The sequence below is a fragment of the Labedella gwakjiensis genome (assembly GCF_003014675.1).
Lineage (GTDB): Bacteria > Actinomycetota > Actinomycetes > Actinomycetales > Microbacteriaceae > Labedella > Labedella gwakjiensis.
On record NZ_PYAU01000001.1, the window covers coordinates 687520 to 705873 of the forward strand.

Annotated in this window: 16 protein-coding genes; 5 read left to right on the forward strand and 11 right to left on the reverse strand. The window is 69.7% G+C overall.

Features of this window, described 5'->3' with window-relative positions; genetic code table 11:
* Nucleotides 1-5 precede the first annotated feature (5 nt).
* From CLV49_RS03125 to CLV49_RS03140, 4 genes are read right to left on the reverse strand one after another with little or no spacing between them, the layout of a single operon-like run.
* Entirely contained in the window at nt 6-806 is an 801-nt protein-coding gene (locus tag CLV49_RS03125; protein ID WP_106562229.1) for an ABC transporter permease, read from the reverse strand.
* Between the two features lie 7 nt (nt 807-813).
* Nucleotides 814-1740 carry an ABC transporter permease gene (locus CLV49_RS03130; protein ID WP_106562230.1) on the reverse strand — a complete coding sequence of 309 codons (927 nt, stop codon included), beginning with the start codon at nt 1738-1740 and terminating at the stop codon, nt 814-816.
* A gap of 6 nt (nt 1741-1746) precedes the next feature.
* Complete coding sequence (locus CLV49_RS03135) at nt 1747-2925, reverse strand: ABC transporter substrate-binding protein (protein ID WP_106562231.1); 1179 nt, start codon at nt 2923-2925, stop codon at nt 1747-1749.
* 6 nt (nt 2926-2931) lie between these two features.
* Nucleotides 2932-4011 (reverse strand): ABC transporter ATP-binding protein, encoded by a 1080-nt coding sequence (locus CLV49_RS03140; protein WP_106562232.1) that lies wholly within the window; start codon nt 4009-4011, stop codon nt 2932-2934.
* A 136-nt stretch (nt 4012-4147) separates the two neighbouring features.
* On the opposite strand from CLV49_RS03140, the gene CLV49_RS03145 reads away from it, so the two are divergent.
* Nucleotides 4148-4897 (forward strand): FadR/GntR family transcriptional regulator, encoded by a 750-nt coding sequence (locus CLV49_RS03145; RefSeq protein WP_243696786.1) that lies wholly within the window; start codon nt 4148-4150, stop codon nt 4895-4897.
* Nucleotides 4898-4900: 3 nt separating this feature from the next.
* The gene (locus tag CLV49_RS03150; RefSeq protein WP_106562234.1) at nt 4901-5656 is read left to right on the forward strand and encodes a cache domain-containing protein; all 756 of its coding nucleotides are present in this window, start codon (nt 4901-4903) and stop codon (nt 5654-5656) included.
* A gap of 3 nt (nt 5657-5659) precedes the next feature.
* Here CLV49_RS03150 and CLV49_RS03155 read toward each other — a convergent pair whose 3' ends face one another.
* From CLV49_RS03155 to CLV49_RS03185, 7 genes are all read right to left on the reverse strand, one after another.
* Nucleotides 5660-7195 (reverse strand): APC family permease, encoded by a 1536-nt coding sequence (locus tag CLV49_RS03155; protein WP_106564847.1) that lies wholly within the window; start codon nt 7193-7195, stop codon nt 5660-5662.
* A gap of 5 nt (nt 7196-7200) precedes the next feature.
* Nucleotides 7201-8073, reverse strand: a complete 873-nt coding sequence (locus tag CLV49_RS03160) for a universal stress protein (RefSeq protein WP_106562235.1) — start codon at nt 8071-8073, stop codon at nt 7201-7203.
* 141 nt (nt 8074-8214) lie between these two features.
* Nucleotides 8215-9579, reverse strand: coding sequence for a flavin monoamine oxidase family protein (locus CLV49_RS03165; RefSeq protein WP_106562236.1), 1365 nt, complete (start codon nt 9577-9579; stop codon nt 8215-8217).
* 113 nt (nt 9580-9692) lie between these two features.
* On the reverse strand, nt 9693-11153 hold the full coding sequence (locus CLV49_RS03170; RefSeq protein ID WP_106562237.1) for an NAD-dependent succinate-semialdehyde dehydrogenase: 1461 nt from the start codon (nt 11151-11153) through the stop codon (nt 9693-9695).
* 37 nt (nt 11154-11190) lie between these two features.
* Nucleotides 11191-12558 carry a 4-aminobutyrate--2-oxoglutarate transaminase gene (gene gabT / locus CLV49_RS03175; RefSeq protein WP_106562238.1) on the reverse strand — a complete coding sequence of 456 codons (1368 nt, stop codon included), beginning with the start codon at nt 12556-12558 and terminating at the stop codon, nt 11191-11193.
* Nucleotides 12559-12703: 145 nt separating this feature from the next.
* On the reverse strand, nt 12704-13423 hold the full coding sequence (locus CLV49_RS03180; protein ID WP_243696782.1) for a response regulator: 720 nt from the start codon (nt 13421-13423) through the stop codon (nt 12704-12706).
* Nucleotides 13420-14634, reverse strand: coding sequence for a sensor histidine kinase (locus CLV49_RS03185; RefSeq protein WP_106562239.1), 1215 nt, complete (start codon nt 14632-14634; stop codon nt 13420-13422). The genes CLV49_RS03180 and CLV49_RS03185 overlap by 4 nt, the downstream gene beginning before the upstream one ends.
* A gap of 116 nt (nt 14635-14750) precedes the next feature.
* On the opposite strand from CLV49_RS03185, the gene CLV49_RS03190 reads away from it, so the two are divergent.
* The 3 genes from CLV49_RS03190 to CLV49_RS03200 all read left to right on the forward strand — a co-directional run bounded on the left by CLV49_RS03190 (nt 14751) and on the right by CLV49_RS03200 (nt 18349).
* The gene (locus tag CLV49_RS03190; RefSeq protein WP_158261893.1) at nt 14751-15728 is read left to right on the forward strand and encodes a CPBP family intramembrane glutamic endopeptidase; all 978 of its coding nucleotides are present in this window, start codon (nt 14751-14753) and stop codon (nt 15726-15728) included.
* A 10-nt stretch (nt 15729-15738) separates the two neighbouring features.
* On the forward strand, nt 15739-17277 hold the full coding sequence (locus CLV49_RS03195; RefSeq protein ID WP_106562240.1) for a PucR family transcriptional regulator: 1539 nt from the start codon (nt 15739-15741) through the stop codon (nt 17275-17277).
* Between the two features lie 76 nt (nt 17278-17353).
* On the forward strand, nt 17354-18349 hold the full coding sequence (locus tag CLV49_RS03200) for a CPBP family intramembrane glutamic endopeptidase (protein ID WP_106562241.1): 996 nt from the start codon (nt 17354-17356) through the stop codon (nt 18347-18349).
* Nucleotides 18350-18354: the final 5 nt, after the last annotated feature.

The window sequence follows — 18354 nt, forward strand, 5'->3', positions numbered from 1 at the left end:
CGGCGTCACTTCGAGACGCGTTCAGCCCCCGCGATGCGCTGTGCGATGTAGATCGGGATGACCGAGACCGCGACGAGCACCACGGCGATGACGTTGACGACGGGCGCCTGATTCGGACGGAACAGGTTCTGGAAGATCCAGATCGGCAGCGTCGTCGTCCCCACCCCCGCGGTGAAGGTCGTCACGATGATCTCGTCGAAGCTCAGGGCGAAGGCCAGCAGCCCGCCCGCGAAGAGCGCCGAGCGGAGCTGCGGGAACGTCACGAGGCGGAACGTCGTCCAGATTCCGGCCCCGAGGTCCGCCGAGGCCTCCTCGAGATTGGTCCCGGTGCGTCGCAGCCTCGCCTGCACGTTGTTGAACACCGTGACGATGCAGAACGTCGCGTGCGCGACGACGATCGTGAAGAAGCCGAGCTGCAACCCGAGGATCGTGCGGAACGCGTTGTTGAGCGCGATTCCCGTGACGATGCCGGGCAACGCGATCGGGAGGATCACGAGGAGGCTCACGGACTGCCGTCCGAAGAACCTGTAGCGCTGCAGCGCGATCGCGACGAGGGTCCCGAGCACGAGGGAGATGAGGGTCGCGAGGGTCGCGACCTGCACGCTCGTCCACAACGCCGACAGCGCGCCCTGGTTCTGGAACGCCTTGCCCCACCACTCGAGCGTGAAGCCTGGCGGGGGCCAGACGAGGCTCTGACTCGTCGAGAACGAGTTGACGAGGACGACGAAGAGCGGCACGTAGATCATGACGAGCACGGCGATCGTGAGGGCGCCGAGCGTCGTGCGGAGGGGACGGCTGAGTCTCATTCGGCGCTCACAGGTTCTCGAGGGCACCCGTGCGACGCACGAGGCCGAGGTAGACGATCATGATCGCGATCGGGATGAGGGCGATCGCCGCCGCAAGGGGCAGGTTGTTGGCGGCTCCCACGTTCGTGTAGACGAGGTTTCCGAGCATCTGGCTCGCCCCTCCCACGATGTTGACCGTGATGTAGTCGCCGAGCGAGAGCGAGAAGCTGAAGATCGAGCCCGCGATGATCGCCGGCCAGAGGAGCGGGAGGACGACGGAGCGGAGGGTCCGCCACGTCTTCGCACCGAGATCGCCCGACGCCTCGAGCAGGCTGTCCGGAACCCGCTCGAGCCCCGCGTAGATCGGCATGATCACGTAGGGCAGCCACAGGTACGCGAGCGTGATGACGGTGGCGTGCAGTCCGTAGCCCGGGGTGTTCCCCCCGAAGGGCGTGACGAGCCAGTCCACGAGACCTCCCTCGCTCAGCACCGATCGCCACGCGTACGCCTTCACGAGGTAGCTCGCCCACAGCGGCATGAGCACGAGGATCACGAGCACCCGCTGCATCCGGGGCGTCGCGACCTTCGCCATGTAGAACGCGATCGGCAGCGCGATGAGGATGTCGATGACCGTCACGAGGAGCGCGACACCCACCGTCCGCAGCGTGACCGCCTGATAGACGGCTCCCGTGAGCACCGTGACGATGTTGTCGAGGTTCCACTCGATGCTCACCGTGCCCGTGAAGCTGTCGACGGTCCAGAACGCGGTCACGAGGAGCGCGGCGAGCGCCGCGATGTAGACGAGGCCGAGCCAGAAGAGGGGTGCAGTGAGGAGCAGCCCGAGCCGGAGCCGGGGAGCCCGGCTCAACAGGACGGACAGCCGGCGGGCCGGGGTCTCCGCTGGTGCGGGGACCCCGGCGCGCTTCAGGGGTGGCGCCGATGCGTCACTCGACATGCGGCATCAGCCCTTGATCTCCTGCCACGCCGTCGTCCAGGCGGCGTAGTCGGTGCACTCCACGTCCGTGCGGCCGTCGAGGCATTCGGCGATGGGCGTCGACCAGTACCAGATCTGCGACGCGTAGTCCTCGTCGCCCGCGTGGTACAGCTCGCACTGTCCTTCTGAGCGGAACTCGCACGCCGCGTCGTTGGACGGCGCCTCGCCGAAGTACTCGGTGGCCTCGGCGTTCGCTTCGGGGCTCGCGATGTAGTCGAGCCACGCGTACGCGCAGTTCGGGCTCGCGGCGTCCGAGCCGACCATCCAGTTGTCGCTCCAGCCGGTCACACCCTCCTCCGGCAGGGTGACATCGACGGGCGTGCCTTCGGGGACCGAGTTCTTGATGACCTGCCACGTGGTGCCGGCCACGATGCTGCCGGTCTCGAACGACTGGATCGACTTGAGGTAGTCGCTCCAGTACTCGCCGATGTTCGCGCGCTGCTCCTTCAGGAGCTCGACGGCCGCGGCGAGCTGGTCCTCATCGAGTGCGTAGGGGTTCTCGATTCCGAGGTCGGGTTCGTGAGCCATGAGGTACATCGCCGCATCGGCGATGTAGATCGGGCTGTCGTACGCCGTGATCTTGCCCGCGTTCGCACTCGCGTCGTCGAAGACGACGTCCCATGACGTCGGGGCCTCGGAGAAGACGTCCGTGTTGTACATGAGCAGGTTGGCGCCGTAGCCGTGGGGCACGCCGTAGACCTCGCCGTCGACGCTGTTCCACGACTGCTCCTTGAGGAAGTCGTAGATGCCGTCGTAGTTCGGGATGAGGTCCGTGTTGAGCGGGGCGACGTCGCCGCCGGCGATCATGCGCAGTGTCGCGTCGCCCGAGGCGGCGACGACGTCGTATTCGCCGGACTTCATGAGGCTGAGGGCCTCGTCCGACGTGCCGTACGTCTGACTCGTGACCTGGCAGCCGGTGTCGTCCTCGAAATCGGAGACCCAGTCGACCTCGGGATCGTTGCTGCCGTCCTCGACGTAGCCGGGCCACGCGAGGATCGAGACGGAGCCCTCGTAGTCGCCGAGCTCCTCGACGGATTCACCGCCTCCCGACGGCGCAGAGGTCGTTCCGCACCCCGCGAGGAGTGCGACGGACGCGATCGCGATGCCGGTGACGGCAGCGGGACGCCTGATCGTGGTGCTTTTCATTGCGGTTCACCCTTTCTGAGATGGTGCGGTGCTGTGGAGCGTCGCGTCGCCGTCCGGCGTCACGAGGTCGACGACGTCGGCGGCTGCCCACTCCGCGACCACACGGTCGCCTCGGCGGTCCGTCGACGTGGATTGGGAGACGTTCTGTTCGAGGACGACGAGGCGGAAGCCGCCGTCGAGGTCGACGAGGACGCGCGTGCTCGTTCCGAGGTAGATCTCCTCGGCGACCGTCCCGGCGGCCCGCACGATGTCGGGGCCTCCGGCACCGGCGGCGCCCTCCGGGCGGAGCCGGACCTTCTCCGGTCGGACGGAGTGGAAGCCCGATCGTCCGAGGACGGCGCGAGCGGTGTCGTCGGAGAAGATGTTCGACGTGCCGACGAATTCAGCGACGAACGGCGACGCCGGTCGCTCGTAGATCTCGGCCGGCGTCCCGAGCTGCTCGATCCTCCCGTCGTTGAAGACGGCGATGCGATCCGAGAGCGTGAGCGCCTCCTCCTGGTCGTGGGTCACGAAGATGAAGGTGATGCCGAGCTCGCGCTGCAGCTCCTTGAGCTCCACCTGCATCTGCTCGCGGAGTTTGAGGTCGAGCGCTCCGAGCGGCTCGTCGAGGAGCAGCGCCTTGGGCTGGACGACGGTGGCGCGAGCGAGGGCGACGCGCTGACGCTGCCCGCCCGAGAGCTGCGCGGGCTTGCGCGAGCCGTAGGAGCCGAGACGGACCGAGTCCAGCGCCGCGTGTGCCCGCTCGGTGCGTTCCGCCTTCGACACCCCGCGCACCCGCAGCCCGTACGCGACGTTCTCGAGCACGGACATGTGGGGGAAGAGCGCGTAGTCCTGGAAGACGGTGTTGACCGGGCGATCGAACGCTGCGCTCGCGGTGACGTCCTCCCCGAACAGTTCGATGGTGCCCGACGTGGGCGTCTCGAAGCCGGCGATGAGCCGGAGCACCGTCGTCTTGCCCGAACCGGAGGGCCCGAGCATGGAGAAGAACTCCCCGGCCACGATGTCGAGGTCGAGATCGTCCACTGCCCGCGTCTCGCCGAACGTCTTGGTGAGGCCGGTGAGACGGATGGCGGGTGCAGCCTGCACGAGAGTCCCTTCGTCGGGTGGTCGTCGCCGGCGGAACCGGAGAATCGATGATCGTGAGACTAATCCTATGGAACCAGATGTCAAAGGGATCACGGAGATGTTACGGTCGTGTCACGACACTCACGAGGAGGATGACGTGCCGCGATCGATCAGACCGATGAGCGACGCGCGCGCCGCCGTCTTCGCTCCCCTCGTCGATGCCGGGCGTGCCGAACTCGTGGAGCGACGTCTCACGGACGCGATCGTGCTCGGTCTCCTCGCAGAGGGCGAGCGTCTCCCGAGCGAGAGCGAGATGGCCAAGCAGTTCGGCGTCGCCACCGTGACGGCGCGCGAGGCTCTCGTCGCCCTCCGCGAGAAGGGTCTCGTCGAGACGCGACGAGGACGCGACGGCGGCAGCTTCGTGACTGAGCGGCACACGCATCCCACCTCGATCGACACGCGAGTGGGCGAGCTGTCCCGCGCGGAGCTCCGCGACATGGGCGCCTACTACTCGGCGATCGCCTCGTCGAGCGCGGAGCTCGCCGCCGACCGGGCCACCGGAGACGACGTCGAGCACCTCCGCGCGGTGGTCCTCGCCATCGACATCGACAGCGAGACCGCCACCCGTCGCGGCGAGCGCACCTTCCGCCTCGAGGTCACCGCGCTCTCACAATCGGCTCGGCTCGTCCGTGAGGAGCTACGGGTGCAGAGCGAATTCGCTCCGTTGCTCTGGCTCTGCCTGCGGGATGAGGAGTATCGTGCGCGGAGCAGGGACGCCCACCTGGCGGTCGTGGATGCGATCGCCGACCTGGATGGCGGACGCGCGAGAACCATCACGAGGGAGCACATCGAGGACGCCATCGAATGGCTCCTCGAGATGAAATCGACACTCGAAGCGACGGGATGAGCGATGCGAACCACCACTGATGCCGCACAGGACTGCGTCGCGGCGGTCGACGCCATCTTCGCCGCGGTGTTCGCCCGCGTCGACGAGTGGCGATCCCACGTCGAACGGCTCACAGAACTCGCCGACGGTGTCGTCTCGTCGACCGCGGTGGACACGTTGATCGAGTCGATGGTCGTTCCCGAGCTCGAGCGCGCCGGCGCTCTGGAGATCGGTGGAGGATTCGTGGCGGCGCCCGGGTTCCTCGCCGACGCGGAATGGCACCTCGCCTGGTGGCTCGGCGGCACCGCCGGTGGTCGGACGGGCTCGGCCCCGCGCGTGCGCCGACTCGTCGCGACGGAGGACCCGCGGGACGACGCGTTCCGCGACTACACGACGCTCGAGTGGTGGCGGGTCCCGGCCTCGACGCGGGCTCAGCACATCACGGGACCGTACGTCGACTACCTCTGCACCGACGATTACACACTCACGCTGACCGCACCCGTGGTGTTCTCCGGGGCGATGGTGGGAGTCGTCGGCGCCGACCTGTACGTCGCCGACGTCGAACGCTCGATCCTCCCGTCCCTCCGCTCGGTCGCGGAGACGACGACGCTCGTGAACGCGTGGGGCCGCGTGGTCGTGTCGACGGATCCCCACCTGGCGACGGGTTCGATCCTCCGGGCGGGCGGCGAGCGTGTCGCGTTCACGGGCGAATCGACGCTCGCCGACGGCCGCCGCGTCCTCCCGTGCGGCTCGACCAACCTCGCCGTCGTCGTCGGCTGAGGCCTACTCCGCCAACTCCACCTCGGTGTCTTCGCGGCCGTCGGACTTCCCGACCGTGATCGTCTCGCCACGGAAGAAGCCCGGGCGCACGACGCGCTGCACGATCATGATGACGAGGCCGAGGCCGATCACCGTGACGCCGAGGATGAAGACGAGGCCCACTCCCCCGATGTTGGAGCCCGAACCGTAGTCGGGGTCCATGCTGTCGATGATCGTCGTGACGAAGAGCACCGCGAGCACGACGCCGCCCACGAGCGGGAAGAGCAACTGGAAGAACACGTTGCGCACCGAGCGGAACCACTGGGTGCGGAAGTACCAGACCGCCGCGAATGCCGTGATCCCGTAGTAGAAGCAGATCATCATGCCGAGGGCCGTGATCGTGTCCCACAGCACGTTCTCGCTGACGAAACGCATGACGGCGTAGAACGCCGATGCGGCTACACTCGCCACGATCGTCGCGAAGCCCGGGGTGAAGAACCGCGGGTGCACGCGGGCGAACCGCTCCGGGAGCGCCCCGTAGTGGCCCATCGCGAGCAGAGTGCGGGCCGGTGAGACGAAGGTCGACTGCAGCGACGCCGCCGAGCTCGAGAGCACCGCGATCGAGACGAGCACCGCGAGCGGGCCGAGGATCGGACCGGCCAGGTGGAAGAAGACGTTGTCCTGGATCTCCTCGTTGCCGAGGCCGAACTGTCCCGTTCCCACGCCCGCGAAGCTCGTGAGCGACACGGCGAGCAGCAGGTAGAGCACGACGATGATGATCACCGTGATGGTCGCGGCACGGCCGGGTGTCTTCGCACCCTTCGTCTCCTCGTTCATCGTGAGGGTGACGTCCCAGCCCCAGAAGATGAAGATCGACAGGGACAGGCCGGCGGCGAACGAGCTGAACGATTCGACGGCGAACGGGTTGAACCAGGAGAGGTCGATCGGGGTCGCGTCGTACGCCGTGCCGTTCGCCACGTGCACGAGTGCCACGATCGAGAAGAGCACGAGCACGACCACCTGGAATCCGACGAGGACGTACTGGATCTTCTGCGTCGTCTGCATGTCACGGTACGAGACCCATGTGGCCGCGAACATGAACGCGAGACACGTCACGACGTTGACGAACGGGTTCGTTGCGATCCCGGCGATGTCCTCGTTCCCGACGATCTGCGAGATCAGGAGGAAGAGGAAGTCGACGGCGATACCGGCGAGGTTCGAGAGCACGAGGATCGTCGCGGCGATGAGGCCCCAGCCCGCCATCCAGCCGATGTACGGACCGAACGCGCGCGTCGCCCACGTGAACGATGTGCCGCTGTCGGACATCACGTTGTTGAGCTCGCGGTACCCGAAGGCCACGAGGAGCATCGGGATGAAGCCGACGAGGATGATCGCCGGCACCTGCAGGCCGACGACGGAGGTCGTGCCGCCGAGCGCCGCGGTCATCGTGTACGCCGGGGCGATGCACGAGATGCCGATGACGATCGCGCCGATGAGGCCGACCGTTCCGGCCCCGAGACCCTTCTTCGAGAGCCCGGACGCCTGCTGCTGAGTGGACATCGTCGTCACCCTTCGATCGTGAGGACCGAGTCGCGGGGAACCACGATCATCGGGACGGGCAGTTCGCGCAGCATCTTCGCCGCCGTGGTGCCGAGGAACAGGTGGCCGGAGGCCGCCAGGCGCGATGAGCCGACGAGGACGACCTCTTCGGGATCCCACGCGACGGACGCGACGGCGTCCTCGATGCGGGAGCCGGTCGCGATGACGACCTCGGCGTCGACGCCGTCGGGCAGGTGCTGCTTCGCGTAGTCGAGCACACGCGTGGCGTGCTCCTCGGCCGCGGCCTTCGCCTCGTCCGAGGCGTTCGCCGGGAGGTCGATCGCCACAAGCGAGAGGAGCCGGAGCGGGGCGTTCGCGCGGGACGCTGCGGCGACGGCCGCATCGAGGAGTCGATCGGCGCCCGGCCGCGTGCCGATCGCGCACGTCACGCGCGTGATGCCCGTGGTCTCGAGCTTCCGGATGCCGCGCGGCGCGAGGGCGACGGGCACGACGGCGGAGTGCAGGAGAGCCCGGGGCACCGTGCCGATCGTGTAGCGGCCGCGGAGTCCGTCACTCGCCCCGCCGACGACGATCATCGAGCCCTCGAGCCGCTTCGACGCGTCGAGGAGACCCTCGGCGAGCGATTCGGCGTACACGACGTGCGTGTCGGCCTCGACGCCTTCCGGCACGCGGGATTTCGCCTTCGCGAGCCAGCCGTCGGCGAGCTCCCGCACATACCGGTCGTACGACGGCGCCGCGGGGGTGAGTGTGGGCCGATCGCTGCTCGTGAGCACGAGCACGATCTCGAGACGGGCACCGCGGGCGCGGGCGAGGCGCACGCCGAGGGCGAGCGCGTCCTTCCCCGCCGGGGTGTCGGTGTAGCCGACGATGAACCGCATTGTTCGTCCTTCCGGCCTCCGGGCTCACCGAGCCGACGGTCTGGTCGCTGAGCCTGTTGACGCGTGTCGAGTTGTCGAGAGAATGACCGGTCGCCGAGCCCGCCGTCAGCCGACGGGCTCAGCGACCGGGCTGATGCGAGGTCACGCCAGAGTGGCGGCGATCTCCTCGGCCGTCAAGCGCCCCATCCGGATGGCGCCGTCGACGTGCTGGTAGCCCTCGGCGGCGACGTCGCTGCACGACCAGAAGATCGGGCCGACGGGCGTGCGCTGGTCGGCACCGTAACGCGAGAGTCCCCCCAGGTCGAAGCTCGCCGCGTAGGCGCCCCGCGTCCACTCCTCCGAGCCCCAGTCGCTCTCGTAGTACACGACCGGCTCGAGGGCCTGCGGACCGTAGTAGGCCGCGAGCGACTCGAGGATGCGGCGCTTCCGCTCCTCGGAGGGCAGGGCGAACATCGCGTCGGCCTTGAGGTCGGAGACGAACCCCACGAGCGTGCCGCGCGGGTCGCCGTGGTTGGTGTTGTCGTACGCCTCGTGCACGAGCTGGTACGGGCTGAAGGCCGTTCCGGAGAGCCCGGCCTCGCGCCAGAACGGCGTCTCGTACACGGCGTGCACCTTGATGACGAGCCCGAGCGAGACGTGCTGGTGCATCTGCTGCTGGCGACGCGGGAGGGGCGGCTCGAACGCGATCCGCGTGTAGAGGTTCGGGGGCACGGCGACGACGGCGCGACGCGCGGTCACGGTGACTCCGTCGGCGTACGCCGTGACACCCTCATCGCTCCACGCGAGGCGACGCACCGGGGCACCGAGGTGCACGGCGTCACCGAGCGCCTCCGCGAGTTTGATGGGCACCTGCTGCAGCCCGCCCGCGACACGCTTGTCGAGGATGTAGTCGGCGTCGACGAGGTGCGAGAAGCTGCCGGCCGAGGCCGCCATGAGGATCGCCTGGAGCGCGGAGAACGCGTGGGACGGCTTCGTGAGCATCGCCTCGGCGATGAAGAGCGCGATGTTGTCGCGGGCCTCCACGTCGTCGGTCTGCTGCTCGAGCCATTCGTTCCACGAGACGGCGTCGAGTTCCGCTGCGCGCGGGTGGGCCCACGGCTCGGTCGGGCCGATCTCCGCGGTGAGCTCGTCGAGCATCGCGATGAGGCGCTCCATCTCCTGCTGCGTCTCCGCGGCGACGGGGAAGAGCTCGCCCGTGAAACGCGTGAGGTCGCCCGCCGCGTTCACGTAGACGCTGTCACCCTCGCGGTAGCGGGAGTAGGTCTCGAGGCCGAGCTCGTCGAGCGTCTCGATGAGCGCGGTCTGGTCGGGCGACACCCACTGTCCGCCGAGCTCGAGCAGGGCGCCATCGATCGTGTCGGTCCAGAGGCGGCCGCCGACGCGCTCGCGCGCCTCGAGCACGGCCACGGAGTGTCCGTCCGCCGTCAGTCGCGTCGCGGCGGTGAGGCCGGATGCGCCGGCTCCGATGATCACGACGTCCACGTCGAGACTCTGGCTGTCCACCATGGTGGCTCCTCTGTTTCGTTCTTCGGGTTCTTCCCGTCCTGGGGCGTCGCCTCGGGTCGTTCGTCCGGGTGGAGCGGCGACCTGTGCGACACCTCTCGGAGAGGTGGGGGCGGTCAGGAGACCGGGGTGAGCGTGTACTTCGTCGAGAGGTACTCGTGGATGCCCTCGAGTCCGCCCTCGCGGCCGATGCCCGACTGCTTCACGCCGCCGAACGGGGCGGCCGCGTTCGAGATCACGCCGACGTTGAGTCCCATCATGCCCGTCTCGAGCCGCTCGATCATCCGGTGCCCGCGAGCGAGGCTCTCGGTGAACACGTAGCTGACGAGCCCGTACTCGGTATCGTTCGCGAGTCGAACGGCCTCGTCCTCGTCCTCGAACGTCGCGATCGCGAGAACGGGTCCGAAGATCTCCTCCCGGAGGATCTGCGCATCGGCCGTCACACCGGTGACGACGGTGGGCTCGAAGAAGGTGCCGTCGCGGTCGATCGGCTTGCCGCCGGTGGTCACCGTGGCTCCCTTCGACACGGCGTCGTCGACGAGCTCCCCCGCCTTGCCGACGGCCTTCTCGTCGATCATCGGTCCGATCGTCACGCCGTCCTCCGTGCCCCGACCGACGCCGAAGCCCTTCACGCGCTCGGTCACCCGGCGAGCGAACTCGTCGGCGACCGACGCGTGCACGATGAAGCGATTCGCCGCCGTGCACGCCTGGCCGATGTTGCGGAACTTCGCCGCGATGGCGCCGTCCACGGCCTTGTCGAGGTCGGCGTCGCCGAAGACCACGAAGGGTGCGTTGCCGCCGAGCTCCATGGACGTGCGGAGCACTCCCTCGGCGGCCTGGGCGATGAGCTTCTTCCCGACGGGAGTCGACCCCGTGAAGCTGAGCTTCCGCAGGCGCGGGTCCGCGATGATCGGCTCCGAGACGGCGCCGGAGCTCGTCGTCTGCACGACGTTGACGACGCCCTTCGGGAGGCCTGCCTCCTCGAGGATCTTCACGAACGCGATCGTCGTGAGCGGCGTGAGGGCCGCGGGCTTGACGACCACGGTGCAGCCGGCGGCGAGCGCCGGCGCGATCTTGCGCGTCGCCATCGCGAGCGGGAAGTTCCAGGGGGTGATGAAGTAGCAGGGACCCACCGGGAGCTGGCTGACGATCATGTGGCCGGTGCCCTCGGGGTTGAGACCGTAGCGGCCGCTGATGCGCACGGCCTCCTCGCTGAACCAGCGCAGGAACTCGCCGCCGTAGCCGACCTCGCCGCGCGACTCCGCGAGCGGCTTCCCCATCTCGAGCGTCATGAGGAGGGCGACGTCCTCCTTGCGCTCCTGCAGCAGGTCGAACGCCTTCCGCAGGATGTTCGAGCGTGTACGCGGCGCGGTCGCCGCCCATTCGGCCTGGGCCGCGACGGCCGCGTCGAGGGCGGCCATGCCGTCGGCCGCGCTCGCGTCCGCGATCGCCAGGATCGTCTTCCCCGTCGACGGGTCGGTCACGTCGAAGGTCTTGCCGCCTTCGGCGTCGCGCCACTCGCCCCCGATGTAGAGGCCCGTGGGGATGCTCGCGAGGAGGTCCTGCTCTGTCGTCATGGTGTTCCTTCCGAAAGGGTCGAACTCGTCGGTGGGGTCAGGAGGCGGCGAGCGCCTGGAGGACGACGTCGAGACCCTCGTCGAGGAGCGCGTCGGGGATGGTGAGGGGCGGGAGGAAACGGATCACGTTGCCGTACGTTCCGCAGGTGAGCACGACGACGCCCTCGGCGTGCGCGGCCTTCGCGATGCGTCCCGTGAGCGCGGCGTCCGGTTCGTTCGTCTCGGGGTCGACGAACTCGATCGCGATCATGGCGCCGCGTCCGCGGACGTCGCCGATGCGCGCGTCGGCGACGGCCGCGTCACGGAACCGCGAGACGATCGTCTCGCCGATCGACCGGGCGCGCTCGACGAGCCCGTCCTCCTCGTACGTCTCGATGGCCGCGAGGGCCGCGGCGCACGCGAGTGGATTGCCGCCGTAGGTGCCGCCGAGCCCACCGGCGTGGGGCGCGTCCATGATCTCGGCACGACCCGTGACCGCGGACAGCGGGAGTCCGCCCGCGATGCCCTTCGCCGTGACGACGAGGTCGGGGACGATGCCCTCGTGCTCCGAGGCGAACATGTGGCCGGTGCGGGCGAAGCCCGTCTGCACCTCGTCCGCGATGAAGACGACGCCGTTCGCGCGAGCCCACTCGACGAGAGCCGGCAGGAAGCCCTCGGCGGGGACGACGAATCCCCCCTCGCCCTGGATCGGCTCGATGATGATCGCTGCGAGGTTGTCCGCGCCGATCTGCTTCTCGATGAGCGAGATCGCCCGCTTCGCCGCCTCGGCACCGGAGAGGCCGTCGCGGAACGGATAGGACATCGGCGCGCGGTAGATCTCCGACGCGAACGGGCCGAAGCCGCTCTTGTACGGCATCGACTTGGCCGTGAGCGCCATCGTGAGGTTGGTGCGCCCGTGGTACGCGTGGTCGAAAGCGACCACGGCCTGCCGCTTCGTGTACGAGCGGGCGATCTTCACGGCGTTCTCGACCGCCTCGGCGCCGGAGTTGAAGAGGGCGCTGCGCTTGTCGTGGTCGCCGGGGGTCAGGCGGTTGAGCGCCTCGGCGACGCCGACGTAGGAGTCGTACGGGGTGATCATGAAGCACGTGTGCGTGAAGTCGGCGACCTGCTGCTGCACGGCCTCGACGACGCGGGGTGCACTGTTGCCCACACCCGTCACGGCGATGCCCGAGCCGAGGTCGATGAGCGAGTTGCCGTCGACGTCCACGATCACGCCGCCGCCGGCGCGGGCCGCGAAGACGGGCATCGTCGTTCCGACGGCTGAGGAGACCGCGGCGAGCTTGCGCTCCATGAGCTCCCGCGATCGCGGACCGGGGAGCTCCGTGACGATGCGGCGCTCCTGCGCCAGCTCGTCACGCTCCAGTGCGCTTCCGATGGTGCCGGTCGTGGCGGTGTCGATGGCCATGGTCGCTGCCTCCCGAGGTGTCGATGCGGTGTCGCGCGACAGGTCCTGCGCCGATGCCGCTTGGGCCCATCGTAGGAGCGCGGATAGCTGCCGTCCATGTTCAGACTGTCGAACCACACCCATCTGGATCGACAGACTGTCCTCCTCACGAATCGATCCTCGTCTCGTGCTCGAGGACGCGGATGGCGAGCTGCACGCGGTTCGTCACGCAGAGCTTCGCGAAGAGACTCGACAGGTGGGTCTTGACGGTCGTCTGACTCACGAAGAGGGCATCGGCGATCTCACTGTTCGTCAGCCCCCTCGCGACGAGACGACCGACGTCCCACTCCCGGGCCGTCACGAGCTCGGGCAGATCCGCACCGGACGGATCGCGCCGGTCCGTCGCGGAGACGACGGTCGACGGCGCCCGGTCCGGCCCGCCGGACCGCGTCGCGAGAGCGACGAGGCGGGCGAGTGCGGTGGGAGAGAACGACGACCGTCCGGCGGCCGCGTCATGCACGGCGTCCACCACCGATCGGGGCGCGGCGTCCTTCACGAGGAAGGAGACGGCCCCCTCGAGCAGCGCGTCCCGCAGCAGGTCGTCCGTGTCGAAGGCCGTGAGGATCACGACCCGTGCTCGCGAGCCGCCTCGCCGCAAGGCTGCAGTGGCCGCGATGCCGTCGACGACGGGCATCCGGATGTCCATGAGCACGACGTCGGGGTCGAGCCGAGCGACCGCGTCGGGCACCTCCGATCCGTCCGATGCCTCTCCCACGACCTCGATGCCCTCGGATCCGTCGATCATCAGACGGAGACCCGCGCGCATGAGGGACTCGTCGTCGACGATGAGCACGCGGACGGACGGCCGCTCCGCCGCCCCGCTCACGGCAGCCTCACCTCGACGTCGAACGTTCCCGAGGCCGTGGGACCGGAGGTCGCGCTCCCTCCGAGGATGGCCGCGCGCTCGGCGACTCCGACCAGACCGAGACCGGTGCCCGTCCCCGTCGTGGTCGCCATCGGGGCCGCGTCGCTCATCGGGTTGCTGGCACGGAGGATCACGCCGTCGCCGAGGCGTCCGATCCGCAGGGCGAGAGGGGCACCCGGCGCGTACTTGCGGGCGTTCAGAACCACCTCAGCGAGGATGCGCGCGACGGCCGGCGCACGGCCCGGCATCGCCTGAAGCTCGGTCGCGGTGATGTCCTCCCACTGGAGCGCGACGTCGTGTCCGGCGGCGCGCGCATCCTGCACGAGGCGTTCGATCGACAGCGAGTCCGGCAGGGGCGAACGGGCGACCTCTCCGTCGGTCGTCCGCAGCGCGACGAGCGCGTCCCTCAGCATGGTGCTGCCGGTCGCGGCCGCGTCGCGGACCGTCTCCGCGGCGGCGCGCTGCTCCTCGGGGGCGAGATCGGTCCGATAGGTGAGGGCTCCGGCGTGCATCGCGACGATCGCGAGCTGATGCGAGATGCCGTCGTGCATCTCGCGGGCGATCGCGCCACGTTCCTCCGCTCGCGCGCGGGCCACCTCGGCCTCACGGGTGCGTTCGGTCGCGCGCCGCGCCTCCTCGGCTGAGGCCGCCTGCTCGCGGAGCGCCTCCACGAGGGCGGCCCGCGTGCCCCGCGACCGGCCCCACAGCAGCAGAGCGACCGTCGCGACGGCGGTGATACCCACGACCAGGACGGGGTCCTCCGAGGGCCGGCGCAGCGCGAGGTCGTAGAGCGCGGTGAAGCCGAGTGACCCGAGGGCGATCATCCCGACGACCAGGGCGTCGAGGCGGAGCGTTCGGCGCGCCCCCAGTCGGACGACGCTCACGACGAGCGCCGGGAGGGCCCACGTGCTGACGACCGCGAGGAGCACGACGACGAGGTTCCCGCCGACCGATCGTCGGATCGGACCGACGAGCGCGCACGCCGCGAGCCCGAGGACGATGTCAGCGAGCACCAGCAGCAGAAATGCGACCGACCCGGTGTCGCCCGAGCCGTCGAGCTCGGCCCCCAGGAACACGACGAAGACCCCGGCGCCGAGGACGATGCAGGCGGTGGACGTCGCGAGGGCGCGGAGTCGCGGATGACGCGGTGCCGCTGCGCTCGATGTGGTCATCCGGCCATCCTATGGACGGGGTCCACGGTGCAGATCCTCCGAAAGGACGAGGCGGAGCGGCGAGGTACGACCGATCGGACGATCCGCCACGACGAGGACCCGACGAGGGTGGAGTCATGAGCATCGACACCCACCCGCATCACCTTCCGACGGCCGCCCCGGAGCCGCTCCCCTACCATCGGCTCGCCCACCGTCTGCCCGGCACCGCACGCTGGTGGCGACCGCTCGCGAGCATCGGTACGGCGGCGGGCCTCGCCGTCGGCGGAGCGCTCGTCGTGATCCTCGCGATCGCGATCGCCACCCTCGTCGCTCCCCCGTCGTGGCGACCGTCGGAGCTCCTCGACGACCCTCGCAATCCCGGCGACATGCTGTTCATGCTCGGCTTCCTGGCGATCGGGGTGCCGGCCGTCGTCCTCGGCTCGCGGTGGGGCGGAGGGATGCGCGGCGCCATCCACTCGGTCGCGCTCCGCATCCGTTGGGGGCTGCTGCTGCGCGCGGCGAGCGTCGTCGTGCCCCTCTACGCGCTCGTCCTCGTCGGGTCGTTCGTGATCGCGCCGCCTCCCGACTTCTCGTGGCCCGCCGCGGACGGACGCACCGTGGCCGTCTTCGCGATCGTGCTCCTCCTGGCTCCCCTCCAGTGCGCTGCCGAGGAGTACGCGTTCCGGGCGCTCCCCCAGCAGGCGCTCGGGACGTGGCTGCGTTCCCCGCTGTGGGGCATCCTCCTGCCCGTGCCGTTCTTCATGATCGGGCACGGCTACGACTGGGTCGGACAGATCGACATCGCAGTCTTCGCGGTGTCCATGGGATTCCTCGTGTGGAAGAGCGGCGGTGTCGAGCTCGCGATCGTCGTGCACACGGCGAACAACCTCGTCCTCTTCCTCCTCGCGCCCTTCAGCCCCTCGTCTCTGACCCAGGGCACCGTCGAACCCTGGGTGCTCCTCCTCAGCCTGCCGCTCACCCTCGGTGTGACGGCGGGGCTGACCCTGTGGGTGTCGAGGACGCATGGACTGCGCTTCTTCGAGCCCGTGAGGTCCGTCCCTTCTGTCGTCGCGCCGCGAGCGGATCTCCCCGCCGTCTCCGGGTCCCGCGCCTAGACTTCCGAGCATGCATCCGACGGTCCGCGCCCTCCTCGCGGAGCCGTCGCTGCGGCTCACACTGCTCGGAGCGGGCGACGATCAGGCGATCGACGCACCGGTCTCCTGGGCCCACGGCTCGGACCTCCCGGATCCCACCCCGTTCCTCGATGCCGGACAGATCCTCCTCACGACGGGTACGCAGTTCCTGAGCGGTGATGCCGACCCGGCGGGGTACGTGTCCCGTCTCGCGCGAGCCGGCGTCGCGGCCCTCGGGTTCGGGACGGAGGTGGCGACGGCCGGGACGCCGCCCGACCTCATCGCAGCGTGCGCCGCCGTCGGGCTCCCCCTCTTCGAGGTGCCGTACGAGATCCCCTTCATCGCGATCGCGCGCTCGATCGCCGACCGCGTCGCCGCCGCCGAGCATGCCAGGGACGCCTGGGCCCTCGGGGCCATGCGCGCGATCGCGTTCGCCGCTCTCAAACCCGACGGGCTCGCCGCGACCGTCGACGAACTGGAGCGCGTCCTCGATCGCACCGTCCTGCTCTTCGACGCGCGCGCGGAGGTCACACACGGTTCTCGAGCCTCCGAACGCGTCGACGAGACGGGAACGAACGATGCCGTCGACGCCGTCGTGGCCGAGGCACGCCGACTTCTCTCGCGTGGTCAGCGATCGAGTTCGACTCTGCACCCCGGTGGCCAGACGGCCGTCCTCCAGACCATCGGACGGCGAGCGGAACTCCGCGGCGTGCTCGCGGTGATCGGGCGCGCGGACCTCGATGCCTCCGACCAGACGGTCGTGACGAGCGTCGTCGCACTCGTCGGCCTCGCGCTCGAACAGGGCCGAGAGGTGTCCCGTGCGCGGGCGGGAGTGCGTGCCGCTGCCGCGAGGGTCCTGCTCGACGGCCGGGCGGATCTTGCGGACGTCGTCCTCGACGAGCTCGGGGAGAGGACACCTGCCGGCGAGCTGGTCGTCGCGCACCTGCGGGTCGTCGGTCGGCGACCGCACGGGGAGACGACGCCCTCGATCCCAACGCCCGTCGAGGGGGGTGATGCTCGGGTGCTCGTCGCGTCGCTCGGCGACGACGTCGTGGTGATCGGTCCCGTCAGCGGGGTCGAGGCGACGATCGAGCAGATCAGGTCGGCTCAGGACGACCCAGGGGCTGTCCGTGCGGGGCTCTCGACGGTGGCGACGCGCGATGATCTCGCGCGTGCGGACCGCGAGGCGCGCGCCGCGCTCGACGCCGCCTCGTCGGCCGAGCCGCGCGTCCGGGCGGCCGACCTCACCACCCGCGGCGTCGACTGGCTGCTCGACCGGCCGGGCTCGCGCGAGCTCGCTTCCGCGGTCCTCCGGCCTCTCTCCGAGGACCCGGTCCTCCTCGAGAGCCTCGAAGCCTGGCTCGTCGCGAACGGCCAGACGGACCCGGCCGCCCGCCGCCTCGGCGTGCACCGACACACACTGCGGGCGCGCATATCGACGATCGAGCGCCTCATCGGCCGCGACCTCTCCGGCGTCGAGGCACGCACCGAGGCATGGATCGCACTCCGCGCCATCCGCTCGTCCGACTGACCATGCGGCTGCTCCGCCTCGGGTCGCCCACCTCTCGGGGGAGGCGGACTGTCGCCGACACTCCTAGCGTTGGACCATGACCGCTTACGATCGCGAACCCGCTCCCGGTTATCCGTCACCCGAGGCACCCGCGGTACCGGCTCCGCCCGCCGAGGCCGCTCCCCCGGCCACCTTCACCTATGACCATGCGCTCCGCGCGGCGCCCGCATGGTGGCGCGGCGCCGTAGCCATCGTCCTTCTCGTGGTCGGCTTCCTCGTCCTCTCCGTCGTGCTCGGCGGGCTCGGTGTCCTCGTCGACCTCGCGACCGGCGCGTACACGCTCGATCAGCTCGCGCGCGGGGAGATCACGCTGACGCCGTGGTCGATGCTGGCGAACAACCTCTCGCTCGCCGCCCTGTGGCCGATCGCCATGCTCCTGCAGTGGTGGCTCTTCGGTGTGCGCCCCGGCTGGATGTCGTCCGTCGAGGGCCGCTTCCGCTGGCGCTGGGTCGGACGCCTCGCCCTCGTGATCGTGCCGGCCTGGGCCGTCTATGTCGGCGTCTCGTTCCTCTTCTCGCCGATCGATGCCGTCGTGCTCGACGGGACGGTCATCGCGATGGTTCTCGTCGTGATCCTCACGACGCCCCTGCAGTCCGCCGGCGAGGAATTCGGTGCCCGCGGTCTCATCCAGCGCTCCGTCGGCTCATGGTTCGCCCACCCCGTCGTCGCATTCGTCGCGGGCGCGATCATCTCGGGGGCGATCTTCGCCTCCGCGCACCTCGCCGGTGATCCCTGGCTCATCGCCTACTACTTCGTGTTCGGCGTCTCGCTCTCGTTCGCCGCCCGGGGCACCGGCGGGCTGGAGGCTCCCGTCCTCATCCACGCCACGAACAACGTGCTGCTCCTCGTGCCCACAGCCCTCATGTCGCAGACGGACTCGGTCTTCCAGCGCGAAGCCGGCGTCGCGGGACCGTACATGCTGCTGCCGATGGCGGTATGCGTCGCCGCCGCCCTCTTCAGCACGTGGTGGGCGCGGCGGAACCGGGTCGTCACTCGCGCGCCGCTTCCGCCGACCGGAGCGCGTTCCCGCTGAACCCC